The following is a 17,483-nucleotide window of genomic DNA, read 5'->3' as shown; positions in this document are numbered from 1 at the left end:
CGTTCAGTTGGCCTGATCATAGCGGCTTTCGCCGTTTCTCCCAGCCCATCCTATCGCATTGCAGCATGCGTTCAATCGATTTAGTGATCGAGCCAGCAGCCTGCCTGCTGCAATTGACCTATCCTGGAGATCAAGCCGCCAGCGCATCCTCCGGCGGCTTCTTGGCGCCGGTCATGAGCGCGACGGCATCCGACATCGAAATCTGCTTGGGATCGACGACGCAGAGCCGACGCCCGAGCCGGTGGATGTGGATGCGGTCGGCCACCTCGAAGACATGCGGCATGTTGTGCGAGATCAGCACGATCGGCAGGCCGCGCTTCTTGACGTCGAGGATCAGCTCCAGCACGCGGCGGCTTTCCTTGACGCCGAGCGCCGCGGTCGGCTCGTCCATGATCACCACTTTCGAGCCGAAGGCGGCGGCACGCGCCACCGCAACGCCCTGGCGCTGGCCGCCGGAAAGCGTCTCCACCGCTTGGCTGATGTTCTGGATGGTCATCAGGCCGAGCTCGGTGAGCTTGTCGCGGGCGCGCTTTTCCATCGCCGGACGATCGAGCATCCGGAACCAGCTGCCGAGCGGGCCCGGCTTTCGGATCTCGCGGCCAAGGAACATGTTGTCGGCGATAGACAGCGCCGGCGACAGAGCGAGGTTCTGATAGACCGTCTCGATGCCGGCCTCGCGCGCCTCGATGGGCGAGCGGAACAGCACCTGCTTGCCGTCGAGCTCGATCGTCCCCTCGTCGGGGATCACCGCGCCCGAGATCGCCTTGATCAGCGTCGACTTGCCGGCGCCGTTGTCGCCGATCACGGCCAGGATCTCGCCCGGATAGAGATCGAAGTCGCAGCTGTTGAGCGCCGTCACGCGGCCGTAGCGCTTGGTGAGACCGCGCGCGGTAAGAACAGGCACTTGGCTCATGATTACACCGAAACCTTTCTGATCCACTGGTCGACCGCGACGGCGCCGATGATCAGCACGCCGGTGAGCAGCACTTTCCATTGCGGGTCGGCGCCCAGCATGTTGAGACCCATCGAGACGACGCCGACGATCATGGCGCCGAACAGCGTGCCGAGGATCGAGCCGCGGCCGCCAAAGAGCGAGATGCCGCCGATCACCGTGGCGGTGATGGCCTGCAGATTGTAGTCGGTGACGGCTGCGGACGGCGAGATCGAGCCATTGCGGCCGATCGAGACCCAGGCGGCGAAGGCGGCGATCAGGCCTGCAAGTGTGTAGACGGCCATCAGCACCTTCTTGGTCTGGATGCCGGAAAGCTTGGCCGCCTCGGGGTCGTCGCCGACGGCATAGACATGGCGCCCCCAGGCGGTGTGGTTCAGCACATACCAGAGCAGCATCACCAGCAGCACCATGGCGATGACGCCGGCCGTCAGCACGGCCGAACCGACCCTGAAACTCAGGGCGAAGAAGTGCAGCAGCGGCGCCTGGGCGTCGACGTCGGCGTCGCGGATCGTCTCATTGGCCGAATAGATGAAATTCGTCGCCATGACGATGTTCCAGGTGCCGAGCGTGACGATGAAGGGCGGCAGCTTCATGTAGGCGACGAGCAGGCCGTTGAGCAGGCCGCAGGCCGCGCCGGCGGCAAGCCCGAGCAGCACGGCCAGGATGGTCGGCATGCCGTAGGTGATGGCGCAATTTCCCATGATCACGGCCGAGATCACCATGATCACGCCGATCGAAAGGTCGATGCCGGCGGTCAGGATGACCAACGTCTGGGCGGCGCCCAGGATGCCGACGATGGCGATCTGCTGCAGGATCAGCGTCAACGTGTAGGACGAAAAGAAGCGGCCGCCGATGGCGACACCGAAGATGATGATCGACAGCACCAGCACGATCAGCGGCACCGCCGCCGGCGTGGAATGCAGGAAATGCTGGGCGCGCTTCACAAACGATTTGCCGTGCTCCTCGAAGGCGGCGACGTTGGTATCGCTGCCCGAGAGAACCTTCTCGAATTCCTGGATTTGGGACATATCTCCTCCCGTCTCACGGAACTTCGTCATGGCTCCGTGCCGCGTTTACGCATTCCGGTCTGTCGCCGGGCTTATCAGCGCTTACGAAAATGCATCGTCCACCCGATGCGGCCGGGGATCAAGTCCCCAGCCGCGAGGTTTGTGCGCTCAGGCGGGCATCAGCCCCAGCACTTGGCGAGGCCTTCCTTGGTGTCGATGGACTTCACGCCGTTGGCCGGCTTGTCGGTCACGAGGTTGACGCCGGTGTCGAAGAAGTTCTTGCCTTCGGTCGGCTTCGGCTTGGTGCCGTCCTTGGCGTAATTGGCGATGGCCTCGATGCCGAGCGCGGCCATCTGCAGCGGATATTGCTGCGAGGTGGCGCCGATCACGCCTTCGGTGACCGACTTCACGCCTGGGCAACCGCCGTCGACCGAGACGATCAGCACCTGCTTTTCGAGACCGACGGCCTTGAGCGCCTGATAGGCACCGACGGCGGCGGGCTCGTTGATGGTGTGGATGACGTTGATGGTGTTGTCCTTCTGAAGAAGGTTCTCCATCGCCTTGCGGCCGCCTTCCTCGTTGCCGTTGGTGACGTCATGGCCGACGATGCGCGGATCGTCCTCGTCGCCGATCTTGTTGGCATCCTTCACGTCGATGCCGTAGCCCATCATGAAGCCCTGGTCGCGCAGAACGTCGACGGTCGGCTGCGAGGGGGTGAGGTCGAGGAAGCCGATCTTGGCGTCCTTGGCCTTGTCGCCAAGCGTGGCGGCGGCCCAGGCGCCGATCAGCTTGCCGGCTTCGAGGTTGTCGGTGGCGAAGGTGGCGTCGGCGGCATCGATCGGATCGAGCGGCGTGTCGAGCGCGATGACCAGCAGGCCGGCGTCACGCGCCTTCTTCACCGTCGGCACGATGCCCTTGGTGTCGGACGCGGTAATCAGGATACCCTTCGCGCCGTCAGCGATGCAGCTTTCGATCGCCGCCACCTGGCTTTCGCTGTCGCCGTCGATCTTGCCGGCATAGGTCTTGAGGTCGACGCCAAGCTCCTTGGCCTTGGCGGTCGCGCCCTCCTTCATCTTGACGAAGAAGGGGTTGGTGTCGGTCTTGGTGATCAGGCAGGCGCCGACGCCGGCGGCCGATGCCGACGAAGCGAACGCCATCAGGCCCAAGCCTGCGGCCGCAAACACGGTAGACTTCAGCAGTGATTTCTTGGTCACGATTTTCCTCCCAATGGAACTGTTGCGGACACCGGCCACCCGGCGTCCCAAGCGCATCCACCTTTTCTCCCAGCGTGGACACATCTCAAAAAACACCAGGACAGAACGGCTGTCAATAATTAAATCACTCTTATTTATTATTGACACTCTTGCGTCGTTCACTCATTCTGAACGAAAAGCATCGCGGGGAAACAAACGGGAGGAACAGGGTGGAGACCGGCATTGCGAGGCACGGTTCGCCCGAGGCTTTGGAGAGTCGGCTGCATCGCGGCACCAACCAAAGCGGCATGCGCGACCACAATGAACGGTTGGTGCTGTCCCTGGTGCGCCAGCACGGCAGCCTGGCCAAATCCGATATCGCGCGCATGACCGGGCTGTCGGCGCAGACGGTGTCGGTGATCATGCGCGAGCTCGAGGAAGACAAGCTGCTGGTGCGCCAGGCGCCGCTGCGCGGCAAGATCGGCCAGCCTTCGATCCCGATGGCGCTCAACCCGGAAGGCGCCTTCTTCATCGGCCTCAAGATCGGCCGACGCAGCGCCGAGCTGGTGCTGATCGACTTTCTCGGCAATGTGCGCGCCATGCTGCAGCATTCCTACCGCTATCCCGCGCCGCGCGAGACCGTCGAATTCGTCACCGCCGGCATCAAGACGATGCGCGGCGAGCTGACGCCCACGCAGGACAAGCGCATCGCAGGCCTCGGCATCGCCATGCCGTTCGAACTGTGGAACTGGGCCGACACGGCCGGCGCGCCGCGCGACGTCATGGATGAATGGCGCCATCGCGACATGCGCGCCGACATCCAGGCGCAGTGCGAGTTCCCCGTCTACCTGCAGAATGACGCGACTTCGGCCTGCGGCGCCGAGCTTGTCTTCGGCCAGGCGGGCGCGGCGCGCGACTTCGTCTATTTTTATATCGGCGCCTTTGCCGGCGGCGGCATCGTTCTCAACGGCCGTCTTTACAGCGGGCCGAAGGGGAACGCCGGCGCGCTCGGATCGATGCCGGTGCCGGGGCCGGACGGCAAGCCGACGCAGCTCATCGACGTCGCCTCGATTGCAATGCTCGAGAAGGCGCTTTCCGCCAAGGGCATCGACGGCTCCTATCTTTGGACCTCCCCGCAGGACTGGGGCGACATCGGCCCCGAGCTAGACGAATGGATCGCCAGCGCCTCGCGCGCGCTTGCCTATGCCATCGTCGCGGCCTCGTCGGTCATCGATTTCGAAGCGGCGGTGATCGACGGCTGGATGCCGCTCGATGTGCGGCGCCGTCTTGTCGAGGCGATCCGGCAAGCCATCTCCGGCATCGATGCCGAGGGACTGAAGCTGCCCTTCGTGCGCGAGGGCACCGTCGGCATCCATGCGCGGGCGCTGGGCGGCGCCAGCCTGCCGCTTTCCGAGCGTTTCCTGGTCAGACCGAACACGACCGGAGGCGCCTGACCATGCTGATCGGCATCCCCCCGCTGCTCGGGCCGCAGTTCCTGGCGACGCTCAGGGCGATGGGTCATGGCGACGAGATCGCCATCGTCGACGGCAATTATCCGGCCGAGGAACAAGCGCGGCGGCTGATCCGCGCCGACGGCCACCATGTCATCCCGGTCCTCGACGCCGTGCTCAGCGTGCTGCCGGTGGACGAAGCGGTGCCGGAAGCGCTGTTCCGCGCCTCGGTGCAGGGCGACCCGGCTCTGGCCGACCCCGTGCATCGCGAGATGGAAGCGGTTTGCGCCAGACGCGCGCCCGGCCACAAGGTGGTTGCGCTGGCCGGGCCTGACTTCTATGCACGCGTCAAGGCCGCGCATGCGATCGTGGCAACCAGCGAACCAAGGCTCTTCGCCAACATCATCATCCGCAAGGGCGTGATTGATCCGCCGGAGACCAAGACGACATGATCCTTTGCTGTGGCGAAGCCCTGATCGACATGCTGCCGCGCATCACCACGGAAGGCGAAGCGGCCTTCGCCCCCTATGTCGGCGGCGCGGTGTTCAATTCGGCGATCGCGCTTGGACGGCTGGGCGCCCCGGCGGGATTCTTCTCGGGCCTCTCCTCCGACCTGTTCGGCGGCCAGTTCCGCGACGCGCTCGGCGCCAGCAAGGTGAGCTCCACCTATGCCCACACATCCCCTCGCCCGACCACGCTCGCCTTCGTGCGGCTCACCAACGGCCAGGCGACCTACACTTTCTATGACGAGAACACCGCCGGGCGAATGCTGACCATCGAGGACCTGCCGAAGCTCGGCGCCGAGATCGAGGCGATGCTGTTCGGCGCCATCAGCCTGATCTCCGAGCCTGCCGGATCGGCCTATGAGGAGTTCATGCGGCGCGAGCACGAAGCCCGTGTGATGATGCTCGATCCAAACATCCGACCGAACTTCATCCCCGACAAGGCGAAGCATCTCAGACGCATCCGCGAGATGATGGCGATGGCCGACATCGTCAAACTCTCCGACGAGGACCTCAAATGGTTCGACGAGGCCGGCTCGCATGAGGATGTCGTGCGCAATTGGCTGGATCGCGGGCCGGAGCTGATCGTCGTCACCCATGGCAGCGAAGGCGCGGTCGGCTACAGCAAGGCGCACAGGGTCACGGTCATGCCGCAGAAGGTCAAGGTGGTCGACACCGTCGGCGCGGGCGATACGTTCAATGCCGGCATCCTGGCCTCGCTGCATGAGCAAGGTCTGCTCACCAAGGCGGCGATCGGCGGCCTGTCCGAGGACGCCATCCGCAAGGCGCTGGAACTCGGCGCCAGGGCGGCGGCGGTAACGGTGTCGCGGGCCGGCGCCAACCCGCCATGGCGGCACGAAATCGCCTGATCCGCTGCCGGATCGCCCTTCGGCCGATCACTTTATGTTTCCCGATAACGGGGCGCCGCGACAAGGGAGGCCGTAAGCGCCTCGCAAAGCACGGATTTCTGGCTTTTTCGGGCATTGCGCCGGCAAAAGCGGTAACAGGCTGCGACACATAGGCAATTCGCCCTCGTCGTGGTCGGCTTTCTCAGCCGCGCCAAGTCTGATACCAGCGGGCCGATTTTATTGGCATTCGAGGCCGACATGCAGTTCATCGATCTTGGCGCGCAGCGCGAACGTATCCGCGACCGGCTGAAGGCCGCGATTGACCACGTCGTCGAGGACGGCCGCTACATCCTCGGGCCGCAGGTCACCGAATTCGAGAACAAGCTCGCTGCCTATATCGGCGTCAAGCATGTGGTCGCCTGCGCCAACGGCACCGATGCGCTGCTTTTGCCGCTGTTTGCCGCCGGCATCGGCCCGGGCGACGCGGTGTTCGTGCCGAGCTTCACCTTTGCCGCGACCGCTGAAGTGGTGGCGCTGGCCAAGGCCGAGCCGGTCTTCGTCGACGTAGACCCTGATAGCTACAACATCGACATCGCCAGCCTCGAAGCGGCGATCGAGATGATCAAGAAGGAAGGCCGCCTCAAGCCGAAGGCGATCATCCCCGTCGACCTGTTCGGCCTTGCCGCCGACTATGAGGCGATCATGGCGATCGCCAAGCGCGAGAACCTCCTGGTGATCGAGGACGCCGCGCAGTCGATGGGCGGTTCCGCCGACGTCCAGGCGATCGGCGGTTCCGCCGACGCCAAGATGTGCGGCGCCTTCGGCCATGTCGGCTCGACCAGCTTTTATCCGGCGAAGCCGCTTGGCTGCTACGGCGATGGCGGCGCGATGTTCACCAATGACGGTGCGATGGCCGACAAGCTTCGTTCCTTCGCCTTCCACGGCAAGGGCGAGACGCAATATGACAATGTCCGCGTCGGCATCAATTCGCGCCTCGACACGCTGCAGGCGGCGATCCTGATCGAGAAGCTCGCCATCCTCGAAGAAGAGATGGTGGCCCGCCAGGTGGTCGCAGACCGCTATGCCAAGGGCCTCGGCGACATCGTCAAGGCGTCGCGCAATCTGGGCCACGGCCGCTCGGCCTGGGCGCAATACGCGATCGAGACGCCGAAGCGCGACGGGCTTAAAGCTCATCTCGGCGAAAAGGGCATCCCTTCGGTGATCTATTATGTGAAGCCGTTGCATGAGCAGGTGGCCTACAAGGACTATCCGCGCACGCCGACGGCTCTTGCCGTCTCCGAAACGCTGCCGAAGCAGATCCTCTGCCTGCCGATGCACGCCTATCTCAGCGAAGCCGACCAGGACCGCATCATCGAGACGATTCGCAATTATATCGGGTCGAACTCGGCGCATGTCGCGGCGGCTTGAACAGCGCCTTCGTCATCCTCGGGCTTGACCCGAGGATCCATGCCGTAACGTTGAACGTGACTGCGGCGGAGCAGAATTCTGTAACCGTTGCAACGCCTTAGCGTAACGGCATGGATCCTAGGGTCTGCGCGCGTCGCTTCGCTCCTTGCTCCGCCCTAGGATGACGAACGCGATGTGGGCGGCCAATCACCAAAGCCCTACGCAGCGCCCTTCCCCATCGCAATGAAATGCGGGTTGGCGAAATCGCTGTCGCTCGCCTGGTTGCGCTTACCGTAGACGAGCGGCCGGCCGTCCAAAGTGCGCGTCATGCCACCTGCGGCGCGAAGCACTGCGTCGCCCGCTGCCGTATCCCATTCCATGGTGCGGCCGAAGCGCGGATAGACGTCCGCCTCCGCCGCGGCGAGCAGGCAGAATTTCAATGACGAGCCGATCGAGACAATCTCGGCGGGACCGAGGTCGCGGATGAAGGCGTCGGTTTCAGGCGTGTTGTGCGAACGGCTGGCGACGACGGCCAGCGGCGTGCCCCCTGCCCGCACGGTGATCGGCCGGCGGCCGGCAATGCGATAATCGGCATCGACCTCCAGTGCTTCGGCCTTGCCAGGCCGTCCACTGAAGAAGCGTCCGGTGCAGGGCGCGTAGACAACGCCCACTTCCGGAACGCCATGACGCACCAGCGCTATGTTGACGGTGAAATCGGTGCGGCGGTTGACGAATTCCTTGGTGCCGTCGAGCGGATCGATCAGGAAGAAGGCGCCGTCGAGGTCGGGCGTGGCGATGCCCGCCGCCACCTCTTCCTCGGCCACGCATGGGATATCCGGATAGGCGGCGCGCAGGCCGGCAAGGATGATCTTCTCGCTTTCGCAATCGGCTTCCGTCACCGGCGAAGAGTCCGCCTTGCTGTCGACGGCGCAGCCTTCATGGAAGACGCGCATCACCTCGCGCCCCGCTTCCAGCGCCAGGCGCTCGAAGACGCCCAGCATCGCGTCGTCGTCAGATACCGCCGCCATTGTCATACTGCTCCTCGGCAATGTCGCGCTCGATCAGCCAGTGTTCGAGGGCTTCCGCCATCTCCTGCGGACTCCTGCCGAGGGTCTGAAGATGAATTTCCGGATTCTCAGGTGCCTCATAGGGAGAATCGACACCGGTGAAGTTCTTGATCTCACCGCTCAGGGCGCGCGCGTAAAGGCCCTTCGGGTCACGCCTTGCGCATTCCTCGAACGGCGTATCGACGAACACCTCGACGAACTCGCCCTCGGCCATCAGCTCGCGCGCCATGCGGCGCTCGGCGCTGAATGGCGAAATGAAGGAGACGATGACAATCAGCCCGGCATCGGCCATCAGCTTGGCCACTTCGGCGACGCGGCGGATGTTTTCGACGCGGTCGGCGTCGGTGAAGCCGAGATCGCGATTCAACCCGTGGCGGACATTGTCGCCGTCGAGGATGTAGGTGTGACGACCGGAGGCGAAAAGCTTCTTCTCGAACAGGTTGGCGATGGTCGACTTGCCGGAACCGGAGAGCCCGGTGAACCAGAACACCGCCGGGCGCTGGTTCTTCAGGTCGGAACGGCCGCGCTTGCCGACGTCGAGCGACTGCCAGTGGATGTTTTCCGCGCGCCGCAGCGAATGCAGGATCATGCCGGCGCCGACGGTGGCGTTGGTGATGCGATCGATCAGGATGAAGGCGCCGGTGGTGCGGTTCTCGGCGAAGGGATCGAAAGCGATCGGCGCGCGGGTCGAGAGATTGCAGACGCCGACCTCGTTGATGTCGAGCGACTTCGCCGCCTCATGCGCGAAATCGTTGACGTTGACCCGGTATTTGAGGTCGGTGACGGTGGCGCTGACCTGGTCGGTCTCGGTGCGCAGGATGTAGGAGCGGCCGGGCAGCAGCGCCTGATCGTCGAACCAGACGATGTTGGCGGCGAACTGGTCGGCGACCTGCGGCCGTGCCGCAGGCGACACCAGCATGTTGCCGCGCGACACCTCGACTTCATCCTCGAGGACAAGCGTGATCGCCTGGCCGGCGACCGCTTGATCGAGATCGCCGCCTTGCGCGACGATGCGCTTGACCCGGGACGCCTTGCCGGACTTGGCGACGACGACCTCGTCGCCCTGCGAAACGGTGCCCGACGCAATGGTGCCGGCGAAGCCGCGGAAATCGAGGTTCGGACGGTTCACATATTGGACGGGAAAGCGGAACGGCAATTCGACCACCGCCTCGTCGACCGACACGGTTTCAAGATGCTCGATGAGCGACGGACCGGAATACCAGGGCGTGCGCTCCGAATGGCTGGTGACATTGTCGCCGAAGCGCGCCGACATAGGGATCGGCACAACGCTGACGAAGCCGAGTTGTTTTGCGAACTCGCGATAGTCGGCGACGATCTGGTCGAACGCAGCCTTGTCGAAGCCGATAAGGTCGATCTTGTTGACCGCGAGCACGATGTGACGGATGCCGAGCAGCGAGGCGATGATCGAATGACGCCGGGTCTGGCGCAGGACGCCCTGGCGGGCATCGATCAGCACGATGGCGAGATCCGCGGTCGAAGCGCCAGTCGCCATGTTGCGCGTGTATTGCTCATGGCCGGGTGTGTCCGCGACGATGAACTTGCGCTTTGGCGTGGCGAAGAAGCGGTAGGCGACGTCGATGGTGATGCCCTGCTCGCGCTCCGCCTCCAGCCCGTCGACCAGCAGCGCGAAGTCGATATCGTCGCCGGTGGTGCCGTGCTTGCGCGAATCCTTCTCGAGCGCGGCAAGCTGGTCCTCGAAGATCTGCTTGGTGTCGGAGAGCAGGCGGCCGATGAGCGTCGACTTGCCGTCATCGACGGAGCCGCAGGTGAGGAAGCGCAGCAGCGACTTCTTTTCCTGCGCGGCCATATAGTCGCGGATAGAATCGGTCGGGGCGAGGCTCTTGGCCATGATGTGGCGCATGATCAGAAATAACCCTCGCGCTTCTTCTTTTCCATCGAGCCCGCCTCGTCGCGGTCGATGAGGCGGCCCTGGCGCTCGGAAGTGCGGGCGGTCAGCATCTCGCCAACGATGGCCTCCAGCGTGTCGGCTTCCGATTCGATGGCGCCGGTCAGCGGATAGCAACCCAGTGTACGGAAGCGCACCAGTCGGTTCTCGATCGCCTCGCCGGGGCGCAGCTGCATGCGGTCGTCATCCTTCATGATCAGCATGCCATCGCGCTCGACCACCGGCCGTTCCTTGGCGAAATAGAGCGGCACGATCGGGATGTTCTCCTGCAGGATGTACTGCCAGATGTCGAGCTCGGTCCAGTTGGACAGCGGAAAGACGCGGATCGACTCGCCCGGCGCGATGCGGGTGTTGAAGATCTTCCACATTTCCGGCCGCTGGTTCTTGGGGTCCCAGGAATGCTGCGCGTTGCGGAAGGAGAAGATGCGCTCCTTGGCGCGCGACTTCTCCTCGTCGCGGCGGGCGCCGCCGAAGGCCGCATCGAAACCGTATTTGTCGAGCGCCTGGCGCAGCGCCACTGTCTTCATCACATGGGTGTGGGTGTTGGAGCCATGGTCGAAGGGATTGATGCCGTCGCGCACGCCATCCTCGTTGACATGGACGAGGAGGTCGAAGCCGAGCTTCTGCGCCATCTGGTCGCGAAAAGCGATCATCTCGCGGAACTTCCAGGTGGTGTCGACATGCAGGAACGGGAAAGGCGGCTTGGCGGGATAGAAGGCCTTCATCGCCAGATGCATCAGCACCGAGGAATCCTTGCCGACCGAATAGAGCATCACCGGCTTGGAGAAGGAGGCCGCAACCTCACGGAAGATGTGGATGGATTCGGCCTCGAGCCGCTGCAGATGCGTGAGCGCGATATTCATGGACTGTCGAGCGTTCTCTCGTGCCGTCGAGCGGAAATCTTGCATTGCAGGCGCAATTCCATGCCGCCCGGGCGCAAATCTCACTTCGGACAAACTGTTTCGTGCGGGCGTTCTAACAGATCGGCGCTGTCCATAACAATGCGGGACGCGCCGGACGCACGATGATTAGGGAACGAATTTTCCAAGCGAGGGCGAGAAAGCGGAAAATCCTGCCAGGGCGCAACGCGAAAGCAAGGAGAGGACCGTAAGTTCCGATGCGGCCGCTCCGAACCAAGGATTTCTGTCGGAACATCGTCAACCGGCCTATCGCGGAACGACGCCAGCCGCTATATGGGCTCGGGGAACGGGCAAGGCGCGGCAAACGGGTACGTCCAGCCAGCCATCAGCTGGCATCACGGATCCGGGCGCAACCTGGAAATTGCGAAGCAAGCATTTGAACCCATTTACAAAGCTCCGGCGCCAGCTCACGCCCGCTCAGATCAATTTCTATTTCTCGATCGTCTGCTTTTTTTCGCCGCCGGTGCTCGGCTCGCTCGTCAGCATCACCTTCAATGCCGGCGGCGTGTGGTCGGCAATGCTGCTGGCCGCGAAGCGGCGGCGCTTCAACATCGACGGGCCGATGCTCGCCTTGACCGCGGCGATCTACGCCTATTGCGCGGCCATGGTTCTCGCTTCGATCGTCAATGGCACGCTGGCCGCCGATCTGCGGTTCTTCCTGCCGCTGATCACCTTCCTGCTTTTCCCGATCTCCTATTCGACCTGGAGCATTACCGAGAAGACCGCGCTGGCACGCATCGCCATTCTGGCCAGCGCCGCGGCCTGTTTCGGCGCATTGGCGATCGCCATCGTCCAATATCACTGGCTGGGCACGAGGGCCGAGGGCGGGGCCGGAAACGCGATCGTCTTCGCAACCGTTACCTGCCTTGCCGTCATGCTATGCCTCGCCGGCGCGCTGTCAGGCATCGAGAAACGCTGGAAGCTGCTGGTCCTGGCGGCGATCGCCGGAGCGATTGCGATCGTCTATTCGGGCTCACGCATGATCTGGGTGGCGGTGCCGATTGCCGGCATCGTCGTGCTTCTCGTCAACCGCCGCCGGTTCACCAACGCCAGCATGGCGCGCTTGGCGGTGATCGGCGTCGTGGTCGCCCTGGCGATCGCCGCCATCGGCTCTCGCGCCATCATGGATCGAGCCGACTTCCTGGTCAGCGACTGGGATGCGCTGAACGCCAATGGCGATCATTCGACGGCGCTCGGCCTGCGCGTGGCAATGTGGGAGATCGGCCTTGCCGCGGTTCGCGAGATGCCGATTTTCGGCCATGGCATCACGGCCAGCCGCGCCCTGATGAAGCAGGGTTTTCATGAGCAGTTCGGTCTGAGCGCGGGCTTCAGCCATTTTCACAACGGCTTCCTGACCGCGATGGTCGAGGCCGGGCTGCTCGGGGGGCTGGCGCTAGCCTCGATTTTCATCGTTGCCGCATGGAACGCGGCAAGGACGCTGCGCCTCAGCGTCGATCCGGTGGAGCGGTTCGGCGCGACGATGGTCCTTGTCGCGGTCATCACCTATCTCATCGGCGGAATGGCCGGCATCCTCGTCGGCCACGACATTCTCGACGCGACGCTGATGGTGTTCCTGGTTTCCGGAACCTACCTTGCGTCCGGGCGGACGGTGGCGCCGACCGGCAAGGACGCGCCTGCGGTGGCGCCGGGCGCCAGCCGGCAACCATGAAGGTTCTGGTCACCGGCGCGACAGGCTTCATTGGGCGCCGGGTCGTCGGCCGGTTGCGCCAAGCCGGATTCGACATACGGACCGCTTCGCGCCTGCCGCAGCGGCTGGCAGGGGATGACGATGCCGTCGCGCTGCCCGGCGCCGATGCGCCGCAGGAGGCCTATCTGGCGCTGATGCGCGACGTGACGCATGTCGTCCACTGCGCGGCACTCAACAATAATCGCGGCGCCGGCGAGGCCGACTTGCGGGCTGTCAACGCGACACTGACCGGGCGGCTCGCTCAGGCGGCCGCCAAGCGCGCCGAAGGGCGCTTCATTTATTTCTCCTCGATCCGCGCCGTCGTGGCGGCCGATTTCAGCGGCACGATCGACGCGGCCACGCCCCCTGCCCCGCGATGCGCCTATGGGCGTTCCAAGCGCGAAGGCGAAATCGCAATGCTGGAGGCTTTTGCGACCGCCGGACATGCGGGCGCGACGGCGCTGCGGCTGCCGCCGGTCTATGGCGAAGGCATGAAGGGAAATCTGCGCGGGCTGATGCGTCTCGCAGCCACCGGCCTGCCGCTGCCCGCAGCCGCCTTGACCGCGGTTCGTTCGCTGGTCTCGCATGACGCGGTGGCTGGCGCCGTGACGCATCTCCTGGCCCGTCCGACGCCGCCGCGCCCCACCTATGTGCTGGGCGATGCCTCGCCCGTCGCTATGGCCGAAATCATCACCGCGTTCCGGCGCGGATACGGCCGGCCAGCCCGGCTGATTCCCATGCCGGCCTGGCCGTTCCGGCTGCTGGCGACGCTCAGTGGCCGACAAGCGTCGTGGCAGGCTTTGGTGGCGACGCAGATCTGCGATTCGTCGCTGCTGGCCTCGGAAGGCTGGATGCCGGAAGCCGACACTCTTGGCCGGCTCGAGGACCTGGCGCGGCAGGGTTAATTCCAGCGCAGACGGTTTCCGCCCAAACCAGGAGCGTTTCATCGTTTCGGCGTCACGCTCTAGGCGCGGTAGAACGTGCCCAGCAATATCCTGATATCCAGGCGAATCGTGGCGGCTTGAACGTAGGCCGCGTCGGTCTCGGCGCAGCGTTTTGGATCCGACATGTCGATCCCCTTGATCTGCGCCAGCCCGGTTATGCCCGGAAGCGCTGTGAGCACGCCCAGCTGCTTGCGCCGTTCGATCAGTTCCGTCTGCGTCGGCAGGCACGGACGCGGTCCCACCAGGCTCATCTCGCCCTTGAGCACGTTCCAGAGCTGCGGCAACTCGTCGATCTTGGTTGCGCGCAGCACCTTGCCCACCGCCGTGACCGAATTGGCCGGCGCCTGGTGGGTCGGCAAGGAGGGGGTGTCGCGACGCATCGTGCGCAGCTTGCGGCAGGAAAAGAGGGTTCCTTCCCGGCCGACGCGGGTCTGCGAGAAGATGGCCGGGCCGGCCGACGTCGCCCGGATCGCCAGCATCGCGACCAGCACGATCGGCGACGTTAGCGCCAGCATCACCGCCGCGACAACCAGATCAAAGACCCGCTTTGCCGTCACGGTTCAGATCCGGCGCGAAAGGAAAGCAAGGTAGAGCCCGAGCGTGCCCATCAATGTCTGCCGGTAGACGCCGCTTTTGCCGAGCAGGCGGAAGCGCCTGAAGGTGCTGCCCTTGCGCGCCCTGATGAACAGGCGAAGGCAGAGTGCGGGATCGGGCGCGATGAGGTCGCGGTTGACGGCAAGGCCCCTGAGATTGCTGTCGGTCCAGGTGGCGAACTGGCCCTGGAACAGCCGTCCGAGCCGTGAAAGCCTTGCCTCCCACGAGACATTGGCGCCGACGAGGTTCGCCGCGTGCTGCCGGTATCTGACCAGCGGCCGCGGCTCGTAGCGGACCTTGCCGCCGGCGGCGGTGACGATGAGATAGGCCCACCAGTCATGGCTGACGAATTCGGTCCTTGCCGATGCTTTCGCCAGGAGGTCGCGCGCCTTGCGGTTGAAGAGCATGGTGTTGCCGCCGGCGATGCTTTGCACCAGCGCGTTGCGGAAAGACGGCGGACGGCGAAACAGCGGCGAATAGCCTGCTGGGATGCCGGCCTCCGAAATGGTCGCCGTGCGCGAGCAGAACAGGAGCGGCATGTCGCTATCCTCTCCCTCCATCCAGCGGATGGCGCTCTCCAGCCGATCCGGCTCCCAGACATCGTCCTGGTCGCAAAAGGCATAGTAATCGGCATCGATGCGGGGATCGATGATCATCGAGCGGAAATTGGCGGCGAAACCCTTTCGCGGGCCATCCACCAGCGTAACGGAGCCCTTGTTCCAGCGGGATCGCCAAGCCTCGACCATTGCGACCGTGGCGTCCGTCGAGCCGTCGTCGGAAACCCATAGATCGACCGCGGGCCAGGACTGCGCGAAAAGCGATTCCAATTGCTCGCCGATGAATGCCCCGCCATCCTTCGTGCCCATGAGGACGGCCACCCGCTGATCTTTCGCGGTCACGGTGTCTGAACCCGCGGGCGCATCCGAACGGGCTTCAACGGCCGATTTCGGGCGGGTGGCACTGCTCTAACCGATCTGTGCGGCCGTTTTCGGCACAGCCTGGCCGTGCGCGCCGAGGTCTGCCTCGGCCTGGTATAAGCCGCCCAGGACGGCAAGCGCCGCGGCCTTGTCGCGATCGTGCATCGCGGCCACCAGCGCCGGCAGCGCGGCCTCGATCCTGGACCATTGCAGGACGTCGCTCCTGAGGCCGAAGATCTTGGCGATGTCGAGCTTGACGACCTCTTCATTCTCGCCATGCAGCGTCTCGTGCAGCTTCTCGCCGGGCCTGATGCCGGTGAAGCGGATCGGAATGTCGGTGTAGGGGCTCTTGCCGGCCATGCGGATCATGGTCTCGGCGACTTCGAGGATCGGCACTGGCTTGCCCATGTCGAGCATGTAGATGGCGTAATCGTCCTCGCCCTGACGCTGCTCGGCATCGGCGGCCGACATGATGACCAGATCGACCGCCTCGGCCACGGTCATGAAATAGCGGGTCATGCGCCGGTCGGTGATGGTGACTGGACCGCCGGCCTCGATCTGCGCCTGGAAGATGGTCGCCACCGAGCCATTGGAGCCGAAGACATTGCCGAAGCGCACGGCGATGAACTTGGTGCCGGAACGATGCGCGCTTGAGAGGCCGGCCCCATGACCGTTCGCCGCGGCGGCATGCAAGGATGATGGCGCGGCATGGGCCTCATGCAGCGAGGAGACGATCTGCTCTGCCGCCCGCTTGGTGACGCCGAGCACCGAAGTCGGGGCGACGGCCTTGTCGCTGGAGATCAGCAGGAACTGCGGCACCCCGCATTCGGCGGCGATCTCGGCGCAGGCGAGCGTGCCGAAGACATTCGTGTCGATCGCCGCTTCCCAGTTCTCTTCCAGCAGCGGCACGTGCTTCAGCGCCGCGGCATGAAAGAGGATCGTGGGTTTGAACTCGCTGACGAGACGCATCATGTGAGGCCGGTCGGTGACGTCGACGATGCGGCTGGTCAGCCGGTCGCGGTGCTTCTCGTCGATCAGCTGGTCGAGCTGGAAAATGCCGAATTCGGAATTGTCGGCCACCAGCACCGACTCGGCGCCCAGCTCCAGCGCGCGCTTGACAAGCACGCGACCAATGGAGCCGGCGCCGCCGGTGACCATCACCCGCTTGCCGGCGACGAAGGCGCCGATGCGCGTCGTGTCGGTGGCAACCGCCGAACGGCGCATGATGGTTTCCATCTCGACGGTATCGAGAACCAGCCTGCCGCCCTGCCCCAGCTCCGACAGGCCGGAGAACTGGACGACGGCGATGCCGCTGTGACGGGCGACGCGCACCAGCTCGGCATAGTCCTCGATGTCGCGCTCGGCGCCATTGCCGAAGATCAGGAGATCGAGGTTTTCCGTGCCCTTGACATAGTCCTCCAGCACCTCGACCAGGCGCGGCCTGAGCGCCACGACCGGAACGCCCTGGATCCGCGTGCCGAGCGGCGCGTCGCTCTCGGTGGCCATGATGCCGGCTATGGCGTATTCGGCCGGCACCGCCGTGCGGGTGAAGCGCACGATCACGTCCGCCTCGCTCAGCCGGCCGATGAACAGCGCCTGCTTGACCGGCGCGTCGCCCGGAGCGCGGCGCAGGATGCGCCATGACGCGCCGTCGCGCAGAAAGCGGTAGTAAAGCCTGGGCGCCGAAATGATGGTGAAGGAGACCAGGAAAAAGACGATGAACTGGCGTTCGTTGAGGCCGGCGACCGGCTGGAAGAAGAAGCGGAAGGCAAGCGAGGCCAGATAAAGGACCACCGTGAGGCTGCCGCAGCCCTTGAGGATGTTGAAGAAGTCGGGCGTGGAAGCAAAGCGCCAGACGGTGTTGTAGAGGCCGCAGGAGCGAAACAACAGATGGGCGGCAAGCACGATGATCGCCCAGCAGACCAGCCCGGCAAAGGAGAACGCATCGAAAGAAAGCCGCGACTGCGACAGGATGAGGCTGAGCGCCACCGCGACCAGGACCATGACGAGGTCCTGGATCATGATGATGGCCTGCCGCATCTTCGGTCGGAGTCCCGATACGGCTT

Annotated in this window: 15 protein-coding genes; 6 read left to right on the top strand and 9 right to left on the bottom strand. The window is 64.5% G+C overall.

Annotated elements, in window-relative coordinates:
• Window positions 1-130: 130 nt before the first annotated feature.
• The 3 genes from EJ068_RS25395 to EJ068_RS25385 form a co-directional block, all read right to left on the bottom strand.
• On the bottom strand, window positions 131-913 hold the full coding sequence (locus EJ068_RS25395) for an ATP-binding cassette domain-containing protein (RefSeq protein ID WP_126078422.1): 783 nt from the start codon (window positions 911-913) through the stop codon (window positions 131-133).
• A gap of 2 nt (window positions 914-915) precedes the next feature.
• A complete protein-coding gene (locus tag EJ068_RS25390; RefSeq protein WP_041005280.1) occupies window positions 916-1,980 on the bottom strand; it encodes an ABC transporter permease in 1,065 nt (354 codons plus the stop codon).
• Between the two features lie 158 nt (window positions 1,981-2,138).
• Window positions 2,139-3,116, bottom strand: coding sequence for a sugar ABC transporter substrate-binding protein (locus tag EJ068_RS25385; protein WP_189343327.1), 978 nt, complete (start codon window positions 3,114-3,116; stop codon window positions 2,139-2,141).
• Between the two features lie 266 nt (window positions 3,117-3,382).
• Here EJ068_RS25385 and EJ068_RS25380 point away from each other — a divergent pair, with 266 nt between their 5' ends.
• The 4 genes from EJ068_RS25380 to EJ068_RS25365 all read left to right on the top strand — a co-directional run bounded on the left by EJ068_RS25380 (window position 3,383) and on the right by EJ068_RS25365 (window position 7,382).
• On the top strand, window positions 3,383-4,606 hold the full coding sequence (locus EJ068_RS25380) for an ROK family transcriptional regulator (protein ID WP_127250106.1): 1,224 nt from the start codon (window positions 3,383-3,385) through the stop codon (window positions 4,604-4,606).
• Between the two features lie 2 nt (window positions 4,607-4,608).
• Window positions 4,609-5,055 carry an RbsD/FucU domain-containing protein gene (locus EJ068_RS25375; protein WP_127250105.1) on the top strand — a complete coding sequence of 149 codons (447 nt, stop codon included), beginning with the start codon at window positions 4,609-4,611 and terminating at the stop codon, window positions 5,053-5,055.
• Complete coding sequence (locus tag EJ068_RS25370) at window positions 5,052-5,975, top strand: carbohydrate kinase (RefSeq protein WP_127250104.1); 924 nt, start codon at window positions 5,052-5,054, stop codon at window positions 5,973-5,975. Before EJ068_RS25375 ends, EJ068_RS25370 begins: the two co-directional genes overlap by 4 nt.
• A gap of 237 nt (window positions 5,976-6,212) precedes the next feature.
• Window positions 6,213-7,382, top strand: coding sequence for a DegT/DnrJ/EryC1/StrS aminotransferase family protein (locus tag EJ068_RS25365; protein WP_127250103.1), 1,170 nt, complete (start codon window positions 6,213-6,215; stop codon window positions 7,380-7,382).
• A 197-nt stretch (window positions 7,383-7,579) separates the two neighbouring features.
• Here EJ068_RS25365 and cysQ read toward each other — a convergent pair whose 3' ends face one another.
• From cysQ to cysD, 3 genes are read right to left on the bottom strand one after another with little or no spacing between them, the layout of a single operon-like run.
• Window positions 7,580-8,362: a 3'(2'),5'-bisphosphate nucleotidase CysQ gene (gene cysQ / locus EJ068_RS25360; RefSeq protein WP_189342101.1), complete on the bottom strand. Its 783-nt coding sequence runs from the start codon at window positions 8,360-8,362 to the stop codon at window positions 7,580-7,582.
• Window positions 8,363-8,372: 10 nt separating this feature from the next.
• Complete coding sequence (gene cysN, locus EJ068_RS25355; RefSeq protein WP_145964951.1) at window positions 8,373-10,310, bottom strand: sulfate adenylyltransferase subunit CysN; 1,938 nt, start codon at window positions 10,308-10,310, stop codon at window positions 8,373-8,375.
• Window positions 10,311-10,312: 2 nt separating this feature from the next.
• Window positions 10,313-11,218 carry a sulfate adenylyltransferase subunit CysD gene (gene cysD, locus EJ068_RS25350; RefSeq protein ID WP_245463223.1) on the bottom strand — a complete coding sequence of 302 codons (906 nt, stop codon included), beginning with the start codon at window positions 11,216-11,218 and terminating at the stop codon, window positions 10,313-10,315.
• A 433-nt stretch (window positions 11,219-11,651) separates the two neighbouring features.
• Here cysD and EJ068_RS25345 point away from each other — a divergent pair, with 433 nt between their 5' ends.
• Complete coding sequence (locus EJ068_RS25345) at window positions 11,652-12,944, top strand: O-antigen ligase family protein (RefSeq protein WP_128314837.1); 1,293 nt, start codon at window positions 11,652-11,654, stop codon at window positions 12,942-12,944.
• Window positions 12,941-13,867, top strand: a complete 927-nt coding sequence (locus tag EJ068_RS25340) for an NAD-dependent epimerase/dehydratase family protein (RefSeq protein ID WP_128314836.1) — start codon at window positions 12,941-12,943, stop codon at window positions 13,865-13,867. Before EJ068_RS25345 ends, EJ068_RS25340 begins: the two co-directional genes overlap by 4 nt.
• Before the next feature lie 59 nt (window positions 13,868-13,926).
• On the opposite strand, the gene EJ068_RS25335 is transcribed toward EJ068_RS25340, so the two are convergent.
• From EJ068_RS25335 to EJ068_RS25325, 3 genes are all read right to left on the bottom strand, one after another.
• The gene (locus EJ068_RS25335) at window positions 13,927-14,463 is read right to left on the bottom strand and encodes a sugar transferase (protein WP_281059000.1); all 537 of its coding nucleotides are present in this window, start codon (window positions 14,461-14,463) and stop codon (window positions 13,927-13,929) included.
• 3 nt (window positions 14,464-14,466) lie between these two features.
• Window positions 14,467-15,378 (bottom strand): glycosyltransferase family 2 protein, encoded by a 912-nt coding sequence (locus EJ068_RS25330; RefSeq protein WP_245501502.1) that lies wholly within the window; start codon window positions 15,376-15,378, stop codon window positions 14,467-14,469.
• 87 nt (window positions 15,379-15,465) lie between these two features.
• Window positions 15,466-17,457, bottom strand: coding sequence for a nucleoside-diphosphate sugar epimerase/dehydratase (locus EJ068_RS25325; RefSeq protein WP_245463221.1), 1,992 nt, complete (start codon window positions 17,455-17,457; stop codon window positions 15,466-15,468).
• Between the last annotated feature and the right edge of the window lie 26 nt (window positions 17,458-17,483).

Source organism: Mesorhizobium sp. M2A.F.Ca.ET.043.02.1.1 (assembly GCF_003952405.1).
Taxonomy (GTDB): Bacteria; Pseudomonadota; Alphaproteobacteria; order Rhizobiales; family Rhizobiaceae; genus Mesorhizobium.
This window is presented reverse-complemented; position numbering and strand designations above follow the sequence as displayed.